We start from the raw sequence: 20,504 nt of genomic DNA, 5'->3' as shown, positions 1-20,504 counted from the left end.
TGTTGTTAACGAATTTCGTTCATTTTAAATTTATAAACAAGTTAGATATAGTAATAAGCCCAAGCCATAAGAACCAATTGTAGTGGAAGTCTTAAAATCAAGATCCATTTTGGAATTCCTGCACTTGCTTTTTCACTAGAAAGCATATAAAAATGTACCAGTAGAAACACAAGCAACATGGCAATAATACCATAAATAGCTAAAATCCTAGTTTTGTCAAAACAAAGAGCTAATCCTAATATTATTTCAGCAAAGCCACTAAGTATTACCAATAATTTATGATTTGGTAAATACTTAGGCATAATTCTCATATAAATTTTTGGTTTTATAAAATGCATAATGCCTGCAATTACATAAATGGTAGCCATTAAATATAAGTGCCAAGGATTATTCATCTTTATATACATTAAATGATATTCCCATACCATAATTATTTAATCCTGCAGATAGTAAACTGGAATCGTTAACATTTCCTTCTTTAAATTGAATCCATTGGTTCTTATTAACAAACACGCGTTTTATAAAGGTGTTATTTGATGAGATTTGATCTGTAAAAGGTAGTAGAGGTCTAAAGTTGGTTGGAATTTTTACAACACCATCTCTAGATTTAATTTCCTTGTATTTTTTATTAGGTAATAATTTTCCAGTTTTGTCTGTATAACCTAAAACTTGTATGGATACAAATAAACCTGATTTTGGTACGTAAACATCAAATCCAGATACATCTAAATTAAATTCGTCTCCATCCTTTTCAGTGACTCTAAAAACTATATTTTGGTATGTAAGAGGTTTTCCAGGAGAGCCATTATCATTATTGTAAATATTCACTTTAAATAAAGTTGAAAAAGGTCTTTTTTCAGCATTCGATTTATTTCTTTTTTTCCAATCTGAAGACTCTAAAGCGATTGGAAAATGGATGCTGGATAGTTTTTTTAGTTTATCGTCTGGATTGTTAAAATAAACAGCAATTTCAGATTCTATAGTTGGTAACCAACATTTATAATAATCATCGTCTAAATAAGGTTTTAGTTTTTCCTCTTTATATTTTCTATTTAATTTAGCACGAACAATTACTTCATCTAATTGATCGATATGAGGTTCTAACTCAAGTGTGTCAGGCAAATTTTCAGTGGCAATATTTAAATCTTTGAAGCCTAAAGCAGACACAAAAAGACTGTCAATATCTGGATATATTTTTTTAGTAAAAAGGAACGTTCCTTCATCGTCAGCAAAAACACCTTGTCCATTTCCAAACGAAATAGTAGCATAAGACACAGGATGTTTTGTTTGAGAATCTATTATAGCAGTTTGTGTAAAACTGAATACAGGGAAGAATAAAAAAATGTAAAAGACAGACTGTTTTAACATGCTAGTAGATAGTTCAAATTTTAAATGAGCACTAAATATACAGATTCTAAATCTAAAAATTACTAATAAAAAACCTGCTATTGATTAAATAGCAGGTTTTAGCGTGTTACATTGTAATAAGTTATTCTTTGTCTAAATCTTTAGTCATTTTAAAGCCAAAAAATAAGCCTAAACCTGCCATAAAGAAAATGGTTGCTGGATATACAGCTTCACTATCTATAGAAGAATAAGTATCCAATAAAGATGCTAAAAATGTTCCAAGCCCAATTCCCATTAATAATAAGGCAAAATTTAAAATAAGTACTTTCCAGATTGGAGCTGTACTTTGTTTGCCTTTCATAAAAATGCTAGCATCTGCACCTTTTTCAATAAGTGCTAAACGCTCTTTATTTCTAGTTGAAAAGTATAAGTAAAAAACTCCGAAAATTGCTCCAAATATAATTGGAATGATAATTAATTCTGATCCCATAACTGTTTGTTTTTAATTGATTAATTTTAATGTGTTCATAGCTTATGACGACACCTTTAATTATATGGTTACAACTTTCTCTAACTATTTTTATTTTTTATCTGTAACCACAGATAAAGAAATGTCGTCTAAAACACAAATGACCATCGAAAAAGACCAATACCACATCAATCAAGTGCTTGAAGGAAATACAAATGCCTTTACTGTATTAATTGATCAATATAAAGATTTAGTATTTACTCTGGCACTGCGAATGCTTAAAAATAGAGAAGAGGCAGAAGAAGTATCTCAAGATACTTTTATAAAGATCTTTAAGTCTTTGCAGAAATTTAAAGGCGATTCTAAGTTTTCAACTTGGATTTATAAAGTGACTTATAATACGTGTTTGGATAGATTGAAAAAGAATAAAAGACAACAACAAGTTGTAACTATTGATGAGTTTACTGAAAAACATGTCAAAACTATAGACAATGCACTTGAAAATCTGGTTGAAGAAGAAAAGAAACAAGCCATTCAAGAATGTATAAATTTATTGCCAAGTGAAGATGGATTTTTGTTAACCTTATATTATTTTGAAGAGCAGTCATTAGCAGAAATTTCAAAAATTGTTGGAATTTCAGCAAACCATGTCAAAGTGAAATTATACAGAAGTAGGCAAAAACTAGCTAGTATATTAAGAGAACGATTAGAACCAGAAATGATTACACATTATGAAAGAGAAAGAAAATAAACATATAGATAAATTGGTTGAAGATGTTATGAAGCATTCAGCTCTAGAAACTCCTTCATTTAATTTCACTACAAATGTGATGCAGCAAATAATTGCTGATTCTAAAAGTACAGCAACTCTTTATAAACCACTAATTTCTAGAACTGGTTGGATGATTTTATTTTTAAGTGTTATGGCAGTAATAAGCTATATATTATTATCTGGAGATACACAAAGTAATGGATGGTTTGATATTGTAGATTTTAGTGCGCTATCAAACTTTAAGTTACCTAATTTATTTTCAGGAATACAGGTTTCACATACCACTTTGTATGCATTACTATTTTTTGGAATTATGGTTTGTGTTCAAATTCCGTTATTGAAGAATTATTTTGATAAAAGGCTAAATATGTAAGTCTTTTAAAAATCTTTAGCAGCCAAAAATACCAAACACCAAACATATAATTAATACCAGCGTTTTTTCTTCTTTTTTGAAGCAGCACTTTTTCGCCCTTTTTTGTGTTTACTACTTGATTGTTTAGATTTATGAATTTCTGCTTTTGCCTTTGGATCTAAAGGATATGGATGTGCTTCTTCAACTGGTATTTGAATTTGTATTAATTGCTGTATGGTTTGAACATAGGCTTTTTCGTCTGCTCCACAAAAAGAATAAGACATACCAGAATTTCCAGCACGACCAGTTCTGCCAATTCTATGGACATAGGTTTCTGGTATGTTTGGTAAATCGAAATTAATTACAGCATCCAATTCATTAATATCTATACCACGAGCAGCAACATCTGTTGCAATAAGGATATTTACTTGACCACTTTTAAACTTTTTTAAAGCTGTTTGTCTATCTGTTTGCGATTTATCTCCATGAAGGGTTTCAACTTGATAACCGTTTTTAATTAAGGTTTGTTCTAACTTATCTACTCCAAATTTAGTACGTCTAAAAATTAATATACTGCCTTTTATTTCGTTTCTTAAAAGGTGTAAACACAATTCAATTTTGTTACGCTTTGGCACATAATACAAAACTTGCCCAATTTTATTTGCAGAAGATAAAGTTGGATGAATCTCAATTCGTTCAGGATTACTTAAAATAGTGTTAGCAAGTTGTTCTACCTTAAATGGCATAGTAGCCGAAAACAATAGAATTTGTTTTTGTTTTGGACATAAACTTTCTATATGTTTCATATCGTCTATAAAACCCATGTCCAATATTAAATCGGCTTCATCTAAAACCAATATTTCAACTTGATCTAAAGAAATAATGTCTTGTTTGTGTAAATCAATTAATCTTCCAGGTGTAGCAACTAAAATATCAACACCTTTTGTTAAGACATCAATTTGTGGCTCTATAGAAGTACCACCAAAAACAACTGTGGCTCTTAAGTTGGTATGTCTGCCATAAGCCTTGAAATTATTGCCAATTTGCAAAGCCAATTCTCTTGTAGGACTTACAATAAGTGCTTTAATCTTTTTACCTCCTCTTGGTGCATCTTGATTTTCGAATAACAACTGCAAAATAGGTAAAGCAAAAGCAGCTGTTTTTCCAGTTCCTGTTTGTGCAGAGGTAATAACATCTTTTTTAGCTAATACTAGTGGAATTGTTTTTTGTTGAACTAGAGTAGGTGTTTTATAACCTTGTTCTTCAATGGCTTTTAAAAGTGGATTTATAAGTTGTAAGTCTGTAAATGACATGTATTATATTTTCGACAAAGATAGATGAAAAAAAGGGATTCAATTTGCGAAGCATATTTTTTCATTTATATAAAAACTGGATTTAAGATGGCTTCAAAAAAAAATTAAAAAATTTAATAAATATATGATGCGCCTTAAAAATTAATTCTAAATTTGTCACTTCAAAATGAGAAAAAATCACGCACATAGCATTTGTAAGATGAATTGGAAATATTCCAAAGGCTAGAGCGTATTATATATTTAAAAATTATTAAAAGCGTTCTATTAAAAATTAGAACGCTTTTTTTATTAAAGACATTTAAAATGAATCAATTTAAAATAACATCGATTTGTAAGATTAATAAAATTGCATTTATGCCTATGCATAAGTGTAAACACATACCTATATATCGAAGAGAATAAAATAAGCCTATATAATAATTTTAAATCCCTTTGATTAACAACTAATCAAAGGGATTTTTTTTTGAAGCACATCATGAAAAATAAATTAACACTTATACTAAAAAAAGACATTTTATTAAAAGAACTTAAAAGCTATACTTGGGTTTTTGCAGGATCTGTATTACTGTCTATAGCCTATGTTATTTTTATAATACCACATAATATTGTACCTGGAGGTATTCTAGGATTGAGTATTGTTGTAAATAAACTAACGGGATTATCTATAGGACTTTTGGCCTTAATGGTAAATATTCCATTACTATTATGGGGAACCAAAGTTTTAGGTGTAAAGACAGGTATAAAAACGGCTTTTTCTATGGTTTTAGTGTCGTTTTATATAGATGTATTTTCAGCTTTGTTAAAAAATAAAATAGTTGTAGAAGATGTTTTGGTGTCTTCTGTGTTTGGAGGTGTTATTATAGGTTTGGCTGTTTCTATTGTTATGAATGCTGGAGCAACTACTGGAGGAAACGATATTTTAGTAAGAATTTTAGCTACAAAAATTAGATTGCCTTACAATCAATTGATTCTTATTATAGATGGTATTGTTATCTTTTTCGGTGTTTTAGTTTTTGAAGATTTTACTATGGCAGCTTACAGTATTATTGCCATTATAGCAATTAGTAAGACCATTGAATATTACATAAAAAAGTCATTAAAAAATATGACTTTACTAGTGTTTTCATCGAAAAACTTATTAATCCAAGAGTCTATTTTAGAGAATAAAAAGCACACAGAAGGTATTTTAAAATTGATTCATTATGATGAAAACGGAAAGCTAATTCTAATAACTAAAAACACTAAGAAATTAGAAAAGGTAAAAGAGCTTATTTATAAAATAGATCCAAAGGCTACTATTTCTGTTTTAGAATCTAATAGTAGTATGGCTTAATTAGTAATAAATTAAAAGATAAATGTTCTACCTGTTTATTTTAAAACTATCAAGATCTATGTCGTCTAAACCAATTTTATCGAAAGGAAATTCTAATTGATTTTGAATATTATAAAGAGAAATTAAAATAAACTCTGTTATTATTACAATAAAATATGCCACCCAAGTTGGAGTTAAATCTCCTAAATTATAAATAACTACAGGAGCATAAATAGTTGGAAAAATATAAATAAAAAGTTTACAATAAGCTTTGAGGCTTATAGGTGTTCTGTGCATATGAATGGCATGCAGGTTTTCAACACATTCGTGCATGTCTTTCATAAAACGGAACAATTTATCCTTAAGACTTCTTGGAAGAATTTCATTATTCTCTGAAATAAAAATAAAAATCTTATTAATTATTTTATCCAATTCATTGATACTAGCTTTTCTGTCAACTAGGTGTTCTAATACTTTCGTATTAATTTCAATTAAAATAGATTCAATTTCTTTCTTGTATTCTTCAGACAGGTTTTTATTACTTATAAAGAAATACTTCAACGTTTTTATAGTACTTCGAAATTCACTTAAATGCTCTAAAGCTTTTTCTCTACGCCTAAAAGAGCCTCTAATGGTAAAAACCAAAGGAAATATAATGGCAATACTTAAAAGGGTTAAATCCACATTAAATGTAAAGTGGTATAGATATGATAAATATGTAGTTGCCACAGATATTAATAGAGCAATAACAGTTCTATAATTTATTATTGAGATGTATTGTTTGATAGTTTGTTTTGTTAAAGTGTTATATTTGATGAAGTTAAGATAATATTATGAAAAAACAAGCTATATTTTTTCTGGTTCTCAATATTTTTTTCACAAGTTATTCTTATTCACAAATACCGATTGATAATTCTTCAACAACAGGCTATAAACTATTTTCTGAACAAAAAATCCTTAATTTAAAATTAAATTATTCTAACAAAGACGTAAAAAATAGCAAAGACGATTCGACGTATATTAATACCATCATGTCTTACAAACTAGATGATGGCACATGGGATTCTATACAATTAGGTATACGTAAAAGAGGATTTAGTAGGCTAGAGAACTGCTATTTTGCACCAATTAGAATGAAGTTTAAGAAAGATGATATACAAAAAACCATTTTTGAAGGTAATAAAAAACTGAAACTGGTTTTACCTTGTTTAAAAGAATCTGATAATAACGATAATGTTATTAAAGAATACATAGCTTATAAAATATATGAAATTGTTTCACCTTATCATTTTAAGACAAGACTTGTAGATATAGAATATGATGAAACTAAAGGAAGTAAAATAAAATCTTTTAATTTAAAAGGCATAATAAAAGAGGATGATAAAAACATTACTAAAAGATTTAATGGAAAAATATTTGAGAGAGAATTGGTTAACCCTTATGCTTTAGATACATTGACTTCAGTTAGGAATGCTTTTTTTAACTATTTAATTGGTAATACCGATTTCTCACAATCGTATTTGCACAATGTGAAACTAATTTATATCGATAAAAAAATCGTACCTATTTGTTACGATTTTGATATGAGTGGATTAGTAAATGCAAGTTATGCAGCCGTTTCTCCAACAGTTAATATAGAATCTGTAACCGAAAGAACTTACAGAGGTTTTAAAAGAGATCAACAAATATTCTATCAAGTAAGAGCAGAGTATTTAGAAAACAAATCAAGTATTTTAAAAAGTATAGACGATACTGAATACCTGTTTGAAAACCCGAAAGAGTTTAAAGAGTTACGAATTTTCGTAATGGATTTTTTCAATATTTTAATGAACGATTTAAAGTTTAAACAAAACATTATAGATCAAGCTAGAGATTAAGAACAACAACAACTTTCATTCAATTTACCTTTTTGTTTAGATAAGTTAAACCTTACTTTCGGACAATAAAACAACCCTTTCGTCCGTAACCATTTGATTTATTGCTTTTTAATAGCTTACCTTTAAACATCTCCCCAAGCTGATCCTTATCTTAAATGGATTTAGTTTATCCATTTATTATACAATTATCACTTATAAAGTATATCATTTTACCATTTGCAATAGTTGCAAATAGTGCTATTAATCAACTAAATAATAATTATTATGTTTAAAAAATGTATTGCATCGATAACGATGCTAGTTATGATTTTGGGAATTTCAATTCAATCTGAAGCTCAAGAATCCAAAGATTACCAAATGTGGCAAAACGTTATGTTAACTCCAGATTACACCAATCTTAAAGTGTTTGGTGAGAATATGAGAAAACACAACCAAACGTATCATAGTGAAGGAAATTTCAATGCTTATGTTTATAACATTACAACAGGACCAAATGCTGGAAGTATGATTTGGCAAATGGGCCCAATGATGTATAAACACAACGATTCCAGACCTGAAGGAGCTCACGATATCGATTGGAGAGACAATGTCATGCCTTACGTTAAAAAAATTCATACTGTTGAATATTGGTCTCAAGATGATGAGTTATCTAATACTAGTATGGTTAGAGGAGAAAGTGTTAAATATCCTATTTTATTCGTAAGAATGATGGAGTTAGCTGATGATCATCAATACCTACGTAAAGACTTTTTCTCAAAAGTTAGTGCTACTATAAAATCTATGCCTGGAGAAAATCCTTGGGGATTGTATTATAATAATTTCTTACAAGGAGACCTAGGAAGACATATAGCAACTGTTGGGTTTAATAAAAACTGGACCGAGTTTGATGAAGATGGTCCAAATTTTAAAGAAGCTTTCGAAAAACTATATGGAAAAAATAGTTTTCAAAGATTTCTAGATGCTAGAGATGATTTATTTAAAAACACCTTTGATGAAATCTGGGTATATAACAAGAATTTGAGTGGCGACTAACCAATTAACCAACCAAATATTATTGATAGAGACCACTTTGTAAAAGCAAAGTGGTTTTTTTATGGAATGAAAACATAAAATTGTAATTAAAAAATCATCTCACAACGTTTAATATTTATTAATAAATACCGATATTTCTAACATATTAAAACACATGAGAGACTTTCTTAATAAATATTTTGATTTTAAAATTGGTATTGCTGGAGCATTATTCATGGGAATAATTGTTTACTGTATTAATTATTTTTCTACAAACCTTATTATAGAATCTCTTACTGCTGCTTTAAAACAAGGAGCTTACACCTTTTTTTTTGGTGGACTTTTAATGAAAGGTTGCGAATACATTGCCATACATATTAAAAAGCACACGTTGGCTATTTTATCAGCTATTCTTATTCCAACTGTATTAACTTTAATTCTAACTTATGGTATGCATCTTTTAAAAGGGACTCCAAAACCATTAGCATCTACCATCCCTACATTAATGATTATTCCTGCAACTGCAGTTTGGGCTATTAGGAAGAGAAAAAACAAAATTACTGAAGAATGAATATTTAGAGTTAAATGAATACAGAAACCAATAGCATATTATCTTCAAGGAGTCTTGGTCAACTTAAGTTGAAAAACAGGATTATTAAAGCTGGTTGTTTTGAAGGAATGTCTCAAAATGGTGGTGTTACACCAGACCTCATTGAACATCATAGAAAAATGGCAGCTGGTGGAACAGCTATGACTACTGTAGCATATTGTTCTGTAAGTCACGATGGTCGTGCCTATGATCACGAAATGTGGATGCGAAAAGAACTTATTCCAGATTTAAAAAAGTTAACATCTAAAGTGCATGAAGAAGGAGCATATGCATCTATTCAACTTGGACATTGTGGTTATTTTGCAAGTAAAAAGGTTATTGGTAAAAGACCTTTAGGCGCTTCGCCAAAATTTAATTTATTTAGAATGTCTTTTGCTAAAGCTATGAATGCTGCAGATATTTTAACAAAAATTGACGATTTTGTAAATGCAACCTCTATGGCTATTGAAGCTGGTTTTGATGCTGTAGAAATCCATGCAGGACATGGTTATTTATTAAGTCAGTTTTTGTCTCCTTACACTAATAAGCGTAAAGATGAATTTGGTGGTAGCTTAGAAAATAGATTGCGTTTTCTTGTTGAAATTATTAAAGGCATTAGAAAGAAAGTAGGAGCAGATTTTCCTATTCTTGTTAAAATGAATCTTTACGATGGTATTAAAGGAGGTTTAGAAACAAATGAAGCTATAGACATAGCTAAAGTACTCGAAACAGTTGGTGTAAGTGGACTTATTCCAAGTAGTGGGTTTACTTCAAGAACACCTTTTTTAATGCTTCGAGGTAGATTGCCCATTTTCGAAATGGTAGCGAACCAAACTAGTTGGATTATGAAATTAAGTTTAGCTTTATTTGGGAAACTGATGGTTCAGGAATATACATATACCAAACTCTTCCATTTAGAAGACGCTAAAAAAATAAATGATACAGTAAACATTCCTGTTATATATATTGGAGGCATTAAAACTCCTGAAGATGTAGCTCAAGCACTCGATTCCGGTTTTGATTTTGTACAAATTGGTCGTGCTTTAATTCACGATAATAATTTTGTAAACAATTTAACAAATAAGTCAAATAACCTAAATATATGTGATACATGCAACCGTTGTGTTGCCGCTATGGATGGAGGAGGCGTTTATTGCGTTTCTAATATTACAGGAAATTATCTGGATTAATTTTGCATAACCGTTTTTGAATAAAACAAAAAAACCACCTTCTTAAAAGGTGGTTTTTTTATATAAGTCTTATTTAATAAAACTATTTTATCATTTCGTAACTACGCTTAATAAAATTGGTAAGTTCTTCACCCTTTAAAAGTCCTTGAGACAATCTGGCTAAGTCTAAACTTTGGTTTATTAAACGTTCTTGTTTCTTTTTAGTTTTGGTAGCAAGAATGTCGCTAACTAATTCAGAATTTGTGTTTACAACTAAGTTGTACATGTCTGGCATATTACCCATTCCAAACATGCCACCACCAGTTTGTTGCATTTCTTTCATTCTACGCATAAACTCAGGTTGCGTAATCATAAATGGTGTAGATTCACTATCCATAGTTTCTAATTGAACCGAGAATTTTTCAGCAGGAATCACTTCTTTTAAAAGTGTTTCTAATTCTGTTTTTTGCTCTTCAGTTAATTTAGAAATCTTAGTATCTTCTTTCTTAATTAAATTATCCACATGATCTGCATCTACACGAGTAAACGTAATATTTTCTTTAGTAGATTCCAGTTTTTGCATTAAATGACTCACAATTGGAGAATCTAATAATAACACTTCGTAACCTTTAGTTTTAGCAGCTTCAATATAACTGTGTTGTGCATCTTCGTTTGAAGCATAAAGAATCACTAATTTACCGTCTTTATCGGTTTGATTTGCTTTTATTTTATTGAAAAGCTCTTCGTATGTATAATGAGTTCCATCTACAGTAGGATACAAAGCAAAAGCATCAGCTTTTTCAAAGAATTTATCTTCAGAAAGCATTCCATATTCAATGACTATTTTAATGTCGTTCCATTTAGCTTCAAAATCTTCTCGGTTTTCATTAAATAACGATTTTAATTTATCGGCAACTTTTCTTGTAATATATGATGAAATCTTTTTAACAGCTCCATCTGCTTGTAAGTAAGAACGAGACACGTTTAATGGAATGTCTGGAGAATCAATAACACCACGTAACATGGTTAAGAATTCTGGTACAATACCTTCAACATTATCTGTTACAAAAACCTGATTTTGGTATAATTGTATTTTATCCTTCTGAATGTTTAAATCATTTGTCATCTTAGGGAAATACAAGATTCCAGTTAAGTTAAACGGATAATCTACATTTAAATGAATGTGAAATAAAGGCTCTTCGAATTGCATTGGATACAACTCTCTGTAGAAACTTTTATAGTTTTCATCTTCTAAATCTGCTGGTTGTTTTGTCCATGCAGGATTTGGATTGTTAATAATGTTATCTACTGTTTTTTTCTCTGGTTTGGCATCTTCTGGAGCATCTTCAGGTAATGCCACATTTACTTCCTTTGTTCCAAATTTAATTGGAATAGGCATAAACTTGTTATACTTAGTAAGCAAGTCGTTAATACGAGCTTCTTCTAAAAATTCTGTAGAATCTTCAGCTATATGAAGAATAATTTCTGTTCCTCTTTCAGTTTTATCATGAGGTTCAAGCGTAAATTCTGGGCTACCATCGCAAGTCCAATGTGCAGCTGGTTCATCTTTAAAAGATTTGGTAATAATTTCTACTTTTTCAGCAACCATAAAAGCTGAATAGAAACCAAGACCAAAATGACCAATAATTCCAGAATCTTTACCAGAATCTTTATATTTATCTAAAAACTCTTCAGCTCCAGAAAAAGCAATTTGATTGATATACTTTTCAACTTCTTCAGAAGTCATTCCTAAACCTTGATCGATAATATGAAGTTTTTTACCTTTCTTATCAATTTTCACTTCTATTTGTGGATTACCATATTCCACTTTTGCATCACCAATATTTGTAAGGTGTTTCAGTTTTAATGTAGCATCTGTAGCGTTACTTATTAACTCACGTAAAAAGATTTCGTGATCGCTATAGAGGAATTTTTTAATTAATGGAAAGATATTTTCTACCGAAACATTAATATTTCCTTTTGTCATAATGTATAATTTTATTAATAATATGTTTATTTCTAATGATTTCAATAAGACAACAAAAATGCCAAGCATGAAAATGTGACAAACTGACACGAAAATATTTTAAGGAACTATTAGTCTATATTGTATATTTAAACCTGATACATAAACAATAAAATTAGTGTGGCGTTAGAATACGATTATGTGATTATTGGAAGTGGTTTTGGAGGATCTGTTAGTGCATTAAGACTTTCGGAAAAAGGCTATAAAGTTTTGGTTATTGAAAAAGGGAAATGGTTTCAAGATAAGGACTTTCCAAAAACAAACTGGAATTTAAAGAAATGGCTTTGGGAACCAAAAGCAAAGCTAAATGGCATTTTTAAAATGACCTTTCTAAATCATGTGACAGTGCTTTCAGGCGTAGGAGTTGGAGGAGGTTCTTTAACTTATGCCAATACGTTACCTATACCTAAAAAAGAGTTTTTTAAGACTGGAAGTTGGGCACAATTAAATGATTGGGAAAGGCAACTAAAACCATTTTATGATACTGCTTACACCATGTTAGGAGCAGACACGAATCCTAAATTGTATGAATCGGATTTACTGATTAAAGACCTAGCAAAAGACATTGGGAAAGAAGCTCATTTTGAAGCTACCAAAGTCGCTGTATATTTTGGAGAAGCTGGTAAAAAAGTAGCTGATCCTTATTTCAACGGAAAAGGTCCAGATAGGACTGGTTGTGTCTTTTGTGGTGCTTGCATGACAGGTTGTAGATATAATGCCAAAAACACGTTGGATAAAAATTATTTGCATTTAGCACAACAGCTTGGTACTGAAATTTTAGCTGAAAAAGAAGTTTATAATGTGTCAGTATTAGGAAATGAGGATGGTTCAGATGGTTATAAAATAGAGTATAAGTCTAGTATAGGTAAAAAATCAAAAGCAAGTGTTACAGCAAAAGGAGTTATTTTTTCTGGAGGTGTTATGGGAACGGTTCCGTTGTTGTTAAAACTAAAAAAATCTTCCTTACCAAGCCTATCTGATGCTGTTGGAAAAAACATCCGAACCAATAATGAATCCTTGTTATTGGTGACTTCCACAGATAAAAATCCGAAGGATTATTCCAAAGGTATTGCTATTGGTTCTATTTTGCATACAGATGAAAATAGTCATTTAGAACCTGTACGTTATGGCGAAGGTTCTAGTTTCTCAAAAGCTTTGACTATGCCAACCATTCATAATAAATTTATGATTTTTCGTTTGTTAGGAATCATCGGATTGTTTTTTAAAAAGCCTTCTAGATTTTTTAAAACCATCTTTTCAAAAAATTATGCACAACGAACAACTATCTTATTATTTATGCAAACTTTAGATAGTACGCTACAAATTAAATTAGGCAAGTTTACCAAAATGAAAACCGTTAAAGAATCTGGACCAAAACCAAGTGCCTTTATTCCTGAAGCTATGGAATTAGGTAAACAGGTTGCCAATAAAGTAAACGGAATTCCCTATGCCAATTTTACAGATGCTTTGTTAGGAACTCCAACCACAGCACACATTTTAGGTGGAGCTGTTATGGCTGAAAATGCATCAAAAGGAGTTATTGATAAATATAACATGGTGTTTGGTTATAAGAACATGATGGTTTGCGATGGTTCCATGATTTCTGCAAATCCTGGAGTAAATCCCTCTTTATCTATTACAGCCATTTCAGAACATGCTATGAGTCATGTTGGAAATAAAAAATAAGAATTAAGCAGTCATCTTCATAAGTTTATAAAACAGAAAAAGAGGTAGCGAATTATGCTACCTCTTTTATTTAATCTATTGGTTCATTTTTAAAACTTCTTTTGAAGCTTTAAAAATTGCCTTTTTAGATGTGCTATTAATTGTATTTTTTAGTTTAAGACTGTTTTGTAAATTGTACATCAACTACTAATTTTACTTTGTCTGAAACTACAATGCTACCTGCTTCTGTTACCGCATTCCAAGTTAAATTGAAGTCTTTTCTGTTAACTTCTCCTCTAATTTCAAAACCTGCTTTTGTTTGTCCGTAAGGATCTACAGCTACACCATTTAATTCAGCATCTAATGTAATTTCTTTGGTTACGTCTCTAATAGTTAAATCTCCAATTAGTTTGTCGCCATCAAACGATTTAGAAACAAATGTCATTTCAGGGAATTTTTCAGAATTGAAAAAATCATCCGATTTTAAATGTGTATCTCTGTCTTTGTTTTTGGTATTTATAGAGGCTGTTTTTGCACTAAAAGCAAACTCGACATTGTCGAAATTATCACCATCTGTTTTTGCAGTTGCTTTAAAATCTTCGAAATGACCTGTTACTGTTGAAATCATCATATGCTTTACTTTAAAAGCAATTTCTGAATGTGCGTTGTCGATTGACCAATTTGTTTTGTTACTCATCTTTATAGTTTTTAATTGTTAATATTTAATTTATTATTTTTTTAATACGTCTTGAATGTCTGTTAGTTTTTTAAACTGTGCATTAGCATAAGGACATAATGGTGTGATTTTGATGTTTTTTTCTCTTGCCATTTCTACAATTTTGTAGAGCAGTTGTTTCCCAACATTTTTGCCTTTAAACTCAGGATCAACTTCTGTATGATCGATAATAATATGATTTTTTCTTGCAATGGAATAGGTCATTAATCCAGCTCTTTTGTTATCTTCCCTAGCCATTGCAAAGCCTTTGTTTTCTTGTTCTTTTATGATTAGTTCCATGTTGTATTTATTAAAATTGTTATAATTATCTTGTCATTGGCACTTCCATTAAAAGGACACGTGCATTTTCTGTAGCTTTTACATAAATGGAGTCTGTATCCCAAATCCCCATGCCATCTCTTTTGGAAAGTTTTTCATTATTGATTTCAACGTCACCTTCAAGAATAAAAGCATAAACGCCATTTCCTTCTCTTTTGATTTTGTATTCATCTGAGTTTCCTTTTGTGAAATTTCCAATATGAAACCAAGCGTCTTGATTGATCCAAACACCTTGATCATCTTTATTAGGCGAAAGCACTTGGTAAAATTCATTGGTTTTTACAATATCTCTAATAGAAATTTGGTCATAACGTGGCGTGACATTTTTCTCTTTAGGGAATACCCAAATCTGAAGAAACTTCACTTCTTTGTCTTTATTTTTATTGTATTCCGAATGTGTTATTCCAGTTCCTGCACTTAAAACCTGTACATCTCCTTCTCTAATAACTGCCACATTACCCATACTGTCTTTATGTTCTAAATCGCCTTCTAAGGGAATAGAGATTATTTCCATATTGTCATGTGGATGCGTTCCAAATCCCATTCCTGCTGCTACAATATCATCATTTAAGACACGTAGTACACCAAAATTCATTCTTTCTGGATTGTAATAATTAGCGAAGCTAAAGGTGTGGTGTGAATTTAACCAACCGTGATTTGCTTGTCCTCTTGTTTCTGCTTTGTGAATTACTGTATTCATAGTATGTATATTTTTATTTGGTATATGATTAAATCCTACTTGTTGCATCAAGGTGTCGTAAGTAGAATTTATAGATTTGTTATTGTTTGCTTTAAGTATTTGTGGAGCGATAGCACTAACAACACCTGTTAAAAGGGCATTTTTAATAAATTTCTTACGGTTCATATGCTTTGCTTTAAAGTATGATACAAAGATATTACCAATGTGAAGACTGTGGAATATGAAAAAAAGGGGTAAACGTATGAAAATCCGACATTTATCTAGAAACTAGGACCTTATCTCATGTAGCTTGAAATTTGAAGGGGATAATTGTGTGTGTTTTTTGAAAAATGCACTAAAATTGGCTGGCTCATTGAAGCCTAACTCATAGGCAATTTCTTTATTGCTTAAATCCGTGAAATAAAGTAGTCTTTTCGCTTCAGTTATAATTCTTGCTTGAATATAGTCTTTTGCAGTTTTACCAATTTTGGCTTTAAAGGTTCTGTTTAAATGGTCTGGTGTAATAAATAGCTCATTGGCATAAAAGGTGGTAGAGTGTTCTTTTTTATAGTTGTTATTTACGGCATTTTTAAAAGTCCGAATTAGGTTGTCTCCAGAAGAGTCTACATCCAATTCGATAGGATTAATAGAACAAATATTATTACATTCTATCAGCAAGAGTTTTAAATAGGAACCAATAGATAAAAGTTTCATTGTTTTATTACTGTAGAATAGCCTAAAAATATTATCTGCAAAATTTTCTATGGTAACAAATTGTTCATTATTTGGCTCTAAAGGTGGGCTTTGTCCATAATTTTGAAAGAGATTCAAACTATCAATAAACGATAATGGAATAGAATTTTCAACTAAAAACTGATTGGAAAAAGTCATGGCATATCCCAAAGATTTTTCTGTTTCTATAACTTGGTGTACTTGTCCAGGAGCAACAAAGAAAACTTGTTTGTTTGATAAGCCATAAGCGTTAAAGTCTATCTTATGTTGGCCTTTTGCTTTATTTATAATTAATACTGTATAGTAATTATGTCTGTGTGGTTCATCAACCTTTCCATTTCGTTTTTTGTAAATATCTTCCATTTTAGATATCCCAAAACTCATGTTTTCGTTTTCAGAATTTACTTTTTGATATGTTTTTACAATGTTCATTATTAAATAACTAAAACTGCTTCCGTGAAATTTAGTAACTTTATTAATCAGTTTTAACTTCAGTTTCAGGTGTGTTTTTCACATTGTTTTCCAGCCATGTATCTTGTTCCCAAAGCATATGTAATATAGATTCTTCAGCTACATAACCATGACTTTCTTTTGGCAGCATAACTAATCTAACTGGAGCACCTAATCCTTTTAAGGCATTAAAGTAACGTTCACTTTGTAATGGGTAGGTTCCAGAATTATTATCTGCTTCACCATGAATTAAAAGTAAAGGAGTTTTCATGGTGTCACAATGCATAAAAGGAGACATATTATAATAAATCTCAGGAGCTTCCCAATAATTACGTTCTTCACTCTGGAAACCAAAAGGAGTTAGTGTTCTATTATAAGCACCACTTCTAGCAATACCAGCTGCAAATAAGTTAGAGTGAGATAATAAATTAGCTGTCATAAACGCACCATAACTATGTCCACCAACAGCCACTTTATTTCTATCAATATAACCTAAGTCATCAACTGCATCAATAGCTGCTTTTGCATTGGCAACTAATTGCACAATAAACGTATCATTAGGTTCTTCGTCTCCTTCACCAACAATAGGGAAAGATGCATCGTCTAAAACTACATAGCCTCTGGTTACCCAGTAAATTGGTGAACCATACCAAGGATAGGTAAACTCATTAGAATTTTTAGTGTTTTGCCCAGCGCTACTTTTATCTTTAAATTCTTCAGGATAAGCCCACATAACCATTGGGTATTTTTTACCTGCTTCATAATCTGTAGGTAAATAAAGCGTTCCTGTTAATTCCAATCCATCTGCACGTTTGTATTTAATCACTTCCTTTTTAACATTTTGAATACTCATAAAAGGGTTTTCAAATTGTGTTAAAGAAATTAATCCAATGCGTTTTTTAATGTTTCTAATGTAATAGTTTGGATATTCATTTTTAGACTCTATTTTTACAATAAACTCACCTTGTTTTGCATTTAATGCCATTGAAATATCTTCAACTTTATCTGTTAATCCAGATTGATACAATCTGTTTGTTTCTAAAGTTTCTAGATTAATTTCATCTACAAATGGAAACTTTCCAGCGTCGCTATAACCATCTCCAATTAGAAAGGCGTTATTATTATCTAAGTCCAAAATATATTCGTCGAAATCGTTTTTTGTGTACACAAAACTTCCAGGATTGCTATACACATCTTGATAGTTTCTATCGAATACAACTTTTGGTTCTTGACTATTATCTGAAGGGTTAAACAAATAGGTTCTTGTGTTTCTGGTATTCCACCAGTAATCGTAAGCCAAGGCTGTATTATCATTTCCCCATTGTATATACCTATATCGATCTTTTGTTTTTAGAAGCGAGGTTACTTTTCCAGTAAAAGGTGCATCTTGTTGAAACACTTCATCTCTAAAAGGGACTTCATTTTCTGGATCTCCACCATCTAAAGCTTCTGCCCAAACCAATGTTGAAGGCTTATCATTTCGCCAGGTAACATCTCTTTTCCCTTTTCTTTCAGCCATAAAACCTTTTGGTAAATCTTCTATTAATGGGACTTCTAGAAATGTATTTACAAAATCGCCATTAGCTTTATATATTGTTGTTGTAGAAGGAAATCTGTAGTAAGGCACTAAATAAGAAAATGGTCTGTTAATAGTAGTAACCATTATATAATTTCCATCTGGTGAAAACGAGATATCTCGATACATATCGGTTTTTTTCCATAAAGTTGAAACACCATCTAAAGTAATTTTATGTAATTCTGCTTGAGCTAATAATTCAAAATTATACTCATCGTTTTTGTTTTTAAGTAAATCTTGATAGGTTCTGTTTTGGGCTTCAACACCAGCTTCACTTATTGAAATTGTTGGTCCAGTTGGTATCGCTTCTTTTGTATCTATTAAAGGGTTTCTGTTAGCTGGAAGCGTACTCACTAAAAGAGATTTACTGTCTTTAAACCAAGTAACGGGATTTCCCATATTAGCATTCAAATTTGCCTTACTAATTTTAGTTGCCTTAGCATTATTAATATCTAAAACCCAAAGCTCTACTCCAGAATTTACTGTATTAGTGAAAGCCATATATTCTTGATTTGGCGACCATGAGAAATTTGCAAAACGTTTCTTTTCAGGTAATCCGGTTACTTTTTGTGTGTTTCCATCTTGACCTATTCTAACAGTAATATCTGTATAATATCTAGTTCTACTACCAATATTAGTTACAGGATTGATACGTAATCCACCCAAACGCATTTCTGTTTCAGAAAGTTCATCAATAGATTTAAAATTACTTCTATAAAGAAATACAATGTTATTTCCTTTACTATCTATTCTTATGCTTGGAGCCATTGGAGCTTCAGCTAATTCTAGAATATTTTGATGAGGTTTTTGATAGGTTAAATTTTCCTGTCCAAAAGAAATGAGAGAAAAAAACAATACAATGTTTAATAATAATGATTTCATATGGTTATATATTTTTGGTTTTTAAAGCTACTAAATCTAATGCTTTAAATTATTAAAAGGATGTTAAAATAGTAGACCTATTATGAAATTCATATTTAAATTTAAATATTATAAGAATACTATATATAATGATTAAATTGCAACACTGTTTTGAACATATAAAAAAATGATTTATGTATAACTCGAAAATTATTGGATTAGGATATTATGTTCCTGATAATGTTGTAACGAATGATGATCTATCTAAAATGATGGATACCAATGATGCATGGATTCAAGAGCGTACAGGAATACAAGAAAGACGATGGGTTAAACCAGGCTCTGGAGATACTACTTCAGTAATGGGAGTTAAAGCAGCTAAAATTGCAATAGAACGTTCTAGAATAGATAAAGACGATATCGATTTTATAGTGTTTGCAACTTTAAGTCCAGACATGTATTTTCCTGGACCAGGAGTACAGGTGCAACATGCTCTTGATATTAAAACCGTTGGTGCTTTAGATGTTAGAAACCAATGTTCAGGTTTCATTTATGCCATTTCTGTAGCAGATAATTTTATTAAAACTGGTATGTATAAAAATGTACTAGTTATTGGGAGTGAATTACATTCGCATGGTCTAGATAAAACAGATAGAGGCAGAGGTGTTTCGGTAATTTTTGGAGATGGAGCAGGTGCTGCAGTTTTAACCAGAGAAGAAGATACTAGTAAAGGAATTTTATCTACACACTTACATTCGCAAGGAGAACATGCAGAAGAATTAGTGCTTATTGCTCCAGGAATGGGAAAACGTTGGATTAATGATATTCTTGCTGATAATAATCCTGATGATGATAGTTATTTCCCTTATATGAATGGCCAGTTTGTATTTAAAAATGCTGTGGTTCGTTTTAGTGAAGTTATCAATGAAGGGTTACAAAAAAACAATTTGAATGTTGATGATATTGACATGCTTGTTCCGCATCAGGCAAATTTGAGAATAGCGCAATTTATTCAGAAAAAATTTAAACTTACAGACGACCAAGTTTTTAATAATATCCAAAAATATGGTAATACAACTGCAGCTTCAATTCCAATTGCTTTAACTGAAGCATGGGAAGAAGGAAAAATAAAGGGAGGAGATACCGTTGTTCTTGCTGCTTTTGGTAGTGGATTTACTTGGGGATCTGTTATTATTAAGTGGTAAATACATAATAAATAAAATAAAAAAAAGCCTCGAAACAAGTCTGTT

Annotated in this window: 19 protein-coding genes and 1 pseudogene; 9 read left to right on the top strand and 11 right to left on the bottom strand. The window is 30.6% G+C overall.

The features are described from left to right. Positions 1-41: 41 nt before the first annotated feature. The 3 genes from LX78_RS10040 to LX78_RS10030 all read right to left on the bottom strand — a co-directional run bounded on the left by LX78_RS10040 (position 42) and on the right by LX78_RS10030 (position 1,837). Positions 42-395: a DoxX family protein gene (locus tag LX78_RS10040; protein ID WP_109682525.1), complete on the bottom strand. Its 354-nt coding sequence runs from the start codon at positions 393-395 to the stop codon at positions 42-44. Further along, the gene (locus LX78_RS10035) at positions 388-1,368 is read right to left on the bottom strand and encodes a peptidase associated/transthyretin-like domain-containing protein (RefSeq protein WP_109682524.1); all 981 of its coding nucleotides are present in this window, start codon (positions 1,366-1,368) and stop codon (positions 388-390) included. The genes LX78_RS10040 and LX78_RS10035 overlap by 8 nt, the downstream gene beginning before the upstream one ends. A 121-nt stretch (positions 1,369-1,489) precedes the next feature. Beyond that, complete coding sequence (locus LX78_RS10030) at positions 1,490-1,837, bottom strand: DUF6249 domain-containing protein (RefSeq protein ID WP_109682523.1); 348 nt, start codon at positions 1,835-1,837, stop codon at positions 1,490-1,492. Between the two features lie 139 nt (positions 1,838-1,976). Here LX78_RS10030 and LX78_RS10025 point away from each other — a divergent pair, with 139 nt between their 5' ends. Further along, a complete protein-coding gene (locus LX78_RS10025; protein ID WP_109682575.1) occupies positions 1,977-2,567 on the top strand; it encodes an RNA polymerase sigma factor in 591 nt (196 codons plus the stop codon). Beyond that, positions 2,548-2,961, top strand: coding sequence for a hypothetical protein (locus LX78_RS10020; protein WP_109682522.1), 414 nt, complete (start codon positions 2,548-2,550; stop codon positions 2,959-2,961). Before LX78_RS10025 ends, LX78_RS10020 begins: the two co-directional genes overlap by 20 nt. A 50-nt stretch (positions 2,962-3,011) precedes the next feature. Here LX78_RS10020 and LX78_RS10015 read toward each other — a convergent pair whose 3' ends face one another. Then, positions 3,012-4,253 carry a DEAD/DEAH box helicase gene (locus LX78_RS10015; RefSeq protein WP_109682521.1) on the bottom strand — a complete coding sequence of 414 codons (1,242 nt, stop codon included), beginning with the start codon at positions 4,251-4,253 and terminating at the stop codon, positions 3,012-3,014. 475 nt (positions 4,254-4,728) lie between these two features. Here LX78_RS10015 and LX78_RS10010 point away from each other — a divergent pair, with 475 nt between their 5' ends. After that, on the top strand, positions 4,729-5,586 hold the full coding sequence (locus LX78_RS10010; protein WP_109682520.1) for a YitT family protein: 858 nt from the start codon (positions 4,729-4,731) through the stop codon (positions 5,584-5,586). Positions 5,587-5,613: 27 nt separating this feature from the next. On the opposite strand, the gene LX78_RS10005 is transcribed toward LX78_RS10010, so the two are convergent. Beyond that, positions 5,614-6,294 carry a hypothetical protein gene (locus LX78_RS10005; RefSeq protein WP_245881514.1) on the bottom strand — a complete coding sequence of 227 codons (681 nt, stop codon included), beginning with the start codon at positions 6,292-6,294 and terminating at the stop codon, positions 5,614-5,616. 104 nt (positions 6,295-6,398) lie between these two features. Here LX78_RS10005 and LX78_RS10000 point away from each other — a divergent pair, with 104 nt between their 5' ends. From LX78_RS10000 to LX78_RS09985, 4 genes are all read left to right on the top strand, one after another. Beyond that, positions 6,399-7,442 (top strand): hypothetical protein, encoded by a 1,044-nt coding sequence (locus LX78_RS10000; protein ID WP_109682518.1) that lies wholly within the window; start codon positions 6,399-6,401, stop codon positions 7,440-7,442. A 264-nt stretch (positions 7,443-7,706) separates the two neighbouring features. Next, a complete protein-coding gene (locus LX78_RS09995) occupies positions 7,707-8,474 on the top strand; it encodes a hypothetical protein (protein WP_146192568.1) in 768 nt (255 codons plus the stop codon). A gap of 154 nt (positions 8,475-8,628) precedes the next feature. Then, a complete protein-coding gene (locus LX78_RS09990) occupies positions 8,629-9,024 on the top strand; it encodes a hypothetical protein (protein WP_109682516.1) in 396 nt (131 codons plus the stop codon). Positions 9,025-9,038: 14 nt separating this feature from the next. After that, positions 9,039-10,232 carry an NADH:flavin oxidoreductase gene (locus LX78_RS09985; RefSeq protein WP_109682515.1) on the top strand — a complete coding sequence of 398 codons (1,194 nt, stop codon included), beginning with the start codon at positions 9,039-9,041 and terminating at the stop codon, positions 10,230-10,232. Positions 10,233-10,314: 82 nt separating this feature from the next. Here LX78_RS09985 and htpG read toward each other — a convergent pair whose 3' ends face one another. Continuing rightward, on the bottom strand, positions 10,315-12,198 hold the full coding sequence (gene htpG, locus LX78_RS09980; RefSeq protein ID WP_109682574.1) for a molecular chaperone HtpG: 1,884 nt from the start codon (positions 12,196-12,198) through the stop codon (positions 10,315-10,317). 159 nt (positions 12,199-12,357) lie between these two features. Here htpG and LX78_RS09975 point away from each other — a divergent pair, with 159 nt between their 5' ends. Next, positions 12,358-13,923 (top strand): GMC oxidoreductase, encoded by a 1,566-nt coding sequence (locus LX78_RS09975; RefSeq protein WP_109682514.1) that lies wholly within the window; start codon positions 12,358-12,360, stop codon positions 13,921-13,923. Between the two features lie 154 nt (positions 13,924-14,077). Here the strand turns inward: LX78_RS09975 and LX78_RS09970 are convergent, their stop codons facing one another. The 5 genes and pseudogenes from LX78_RS09970 to LX78_RS09950 form a co-directional block, all read right to left on the bottom strand. Next, positions 14,078-14,599 (bottom strand): YceI family protein, encoded by a 522-nt coding sequence (locus LX78_RS09970; protein WP_109682513.1) that lies wholly within the window; start codon positions 14,597-14,599, stop codon positions 14,078-14,080. Between the two features lie 33 nt (positions 14,600-14,632). Continuing rightward, positions 14,633-14,923 (bottom strand): annotated as a pseudogene (locus tag LX78_RS09965) (GNAT family N-acetyltransferase); the annotation flags it as partial. A 19-nt stretch (positions 14,924-14,942) separates the two neighbouring features. Further along, entirely contained in the window at positions 14,943-15,656 is a 714-nt protein-coding gene (locus LX78_RS09960; protein ID WP_109682573.1) for a pirin family protein, read from the bottom strand. A gap of 267 nt (positions 15,657-15,923) precedes the next feature. Beyond that, positions 15,924-16,799: an AraC family transcriptional regulator gene (locus LX78_RS09955; protein ID WP_109682511.1), complete on the bottom strand. Its 876-nt coding sequence runs from the start codon at positions 16,797-16,799 to the stop codon at positions 15,924-15,926. A 43-nt stretch (positions 16,800-16,842) separates the two neighbouring features. Beyond that, positions 16,843-19,275 carry an alpha/beta hydrolase family protein gene (locus tag LX78_RS09950; protein ID WP_109682510.1) on the bottom strand — a complete coding sequence of 811 codons (2,433 nt, stop codon included), beginning with the start codon at positions 19,273-19,275 and terminating at the stop codon, positions 16,843-16,845. 173 nt (positions 19,276-19,448) lie between these two features. Here LX78_RS09950 and LX78_RS09945 point away from each other — a divergent pair, with 173 nt between their 5' ends. Next, a complete protein-coding gene (locus LX78_RS09945; RefSeq protein WP_109682509.1) occupies positions 19,449-20,459 on the top strand; it encodes a 3-oxoacyl-ACP synthase III family protein in 1,011 nt (336 codons plus the stop codon). Positions 20,460-20,504 lie beyond the last annotated feature (45 nt).

The sequence above is a fragment of the Xanthomarina spongicola genome, from assembly GCF_003148645.1.
Classification (GTDB): Bacteria; Bacteroidota; Bacteroidia; order Flavobacteriales; family Flavobacteriaceae; genus Xanthomarina; species Xanthomarina spongicola.
This window is presented reverse-complemented; position numbering and strand designations above follow the sequence as displayed.

Excerpts from the sequence above, each read along its gene's own strand:
- LX78_RS10040 (WP_109682525.1), bottom strand. The coding sequence starts at position 395 with ATGAATAATCCTTGGCACTTATATTTAATGGCTACCATTTATGTAATT.
- LX78_RS10035 (WP_109682524.1), bottom strand. The coding sequence starts at position 1,368 with ATGTTAAAACAGTCTGTCTTTTACATTTTTTTATTCTTCCCTGTATTC.
- LX78_RS10030 (WP_109682523.1), bottom strand. The coding sequence starts at position 1,837 with ATGGGATCAGAATTAATTATCATTCCAATTATATTTGGAGCAATTTTC.
- LX78_RS10025 (WP_109682575.1), top strand. The coding sequence starts at position 1,977 with ATGACCATCGAAAAAGACCAATACCACATCAATCAAGTGCTTGAAGGA.
- LX78_RS10020 (WP_109682522.1), top strand. The coding sequence starts at position 2,548 with ATGAAAGAGAAAGAAAATAAACATATAGATAAATTGGTTGAAGATGTT.
- LX78_RS10015 (WP_109682521.1), bottom strand. The coding sequence starts at position 4,253 with ATGTCATTTACAGACTTACAACTTATAAATCCACTTTTAAAAGCCATT.
- LX78_RS10010 (WP_109682520.1), top strand. The coding sequence starts at position 4,729 with ATGAAAAATAAATTAACACTTATACTAAAAAAAGACATTTTATTAAAA.
- LX78_RS10000 (WP_109682518.1), top strand. The coding sequence starts at position 6,399 with ATGAAAAAACAAGCTATATTTTTTCTGGTTCTCAATATTTTTTTCACA.
- LX78_RS09995 (WP_146192568.1), top strand. The coding sequence starts at position 7,707 with ATGTTTAAAAAATGTATTGCATCGATAACGATGCTAGTTATGATTTTG.
- LX78_RS09990 (WP_109682516.1), top strand. The coding sequence starts at position 8,629 with ATGAGAGACTTTCTTAATAAATATTTTGATTTTAAAATTGGTATTGCT.
- LX78_RS09985 (WP_109682515.1), top strand. The coding sequence starts at position 9,039 with ATGAATACAGAAACCAATAGCATATTATCTTCAAGGAGTCTTGGTCAA.
- htpG (WP_109682574.1), bottom strand. The coding sequence starts at position 12,198 with ATGACAAAAGGAAATATTAATGTTTCGGTAGAAAATATCTTTCCATTA.
- LX78_RS09970 (WP_109682513.1), bottom strand. The coding sequence starts at position 14,599 with ATGAGTAACAAAACAAATTGGTCAATCGACAACGCACATTCAGAAATT.
- LX78_RS09960 (WP_109682573.1), bottom strand. The coding sequence starts at position 15,656 with ATGAATACAGTAATTCACAAAGCAGAAACAAGAGGACAAGCAAATCAC.
- LX78_RS09955 (WP_109682511.1), bottom strand. The coding sequence starts at position 16,799 with ATGAACATTGTAAAAACATATCAAAAAGTAAATTCTGAAAACGAAAAC.
- LX78_RS09950 (WP_109682510.1), bottom strand. The coding sequence starts at position 19,275 with ATGAAATCATTATTATTAAACATTGTATTGTTTTTTTCTCTCATTTCT.
- LX78_RS09945 (WP_109682509.1), top strand. The coding sequence starts at position 19,449 with ATGTATAACTCGAAAATTATTGGATTAGGATATTATGTTCCTGATAAT.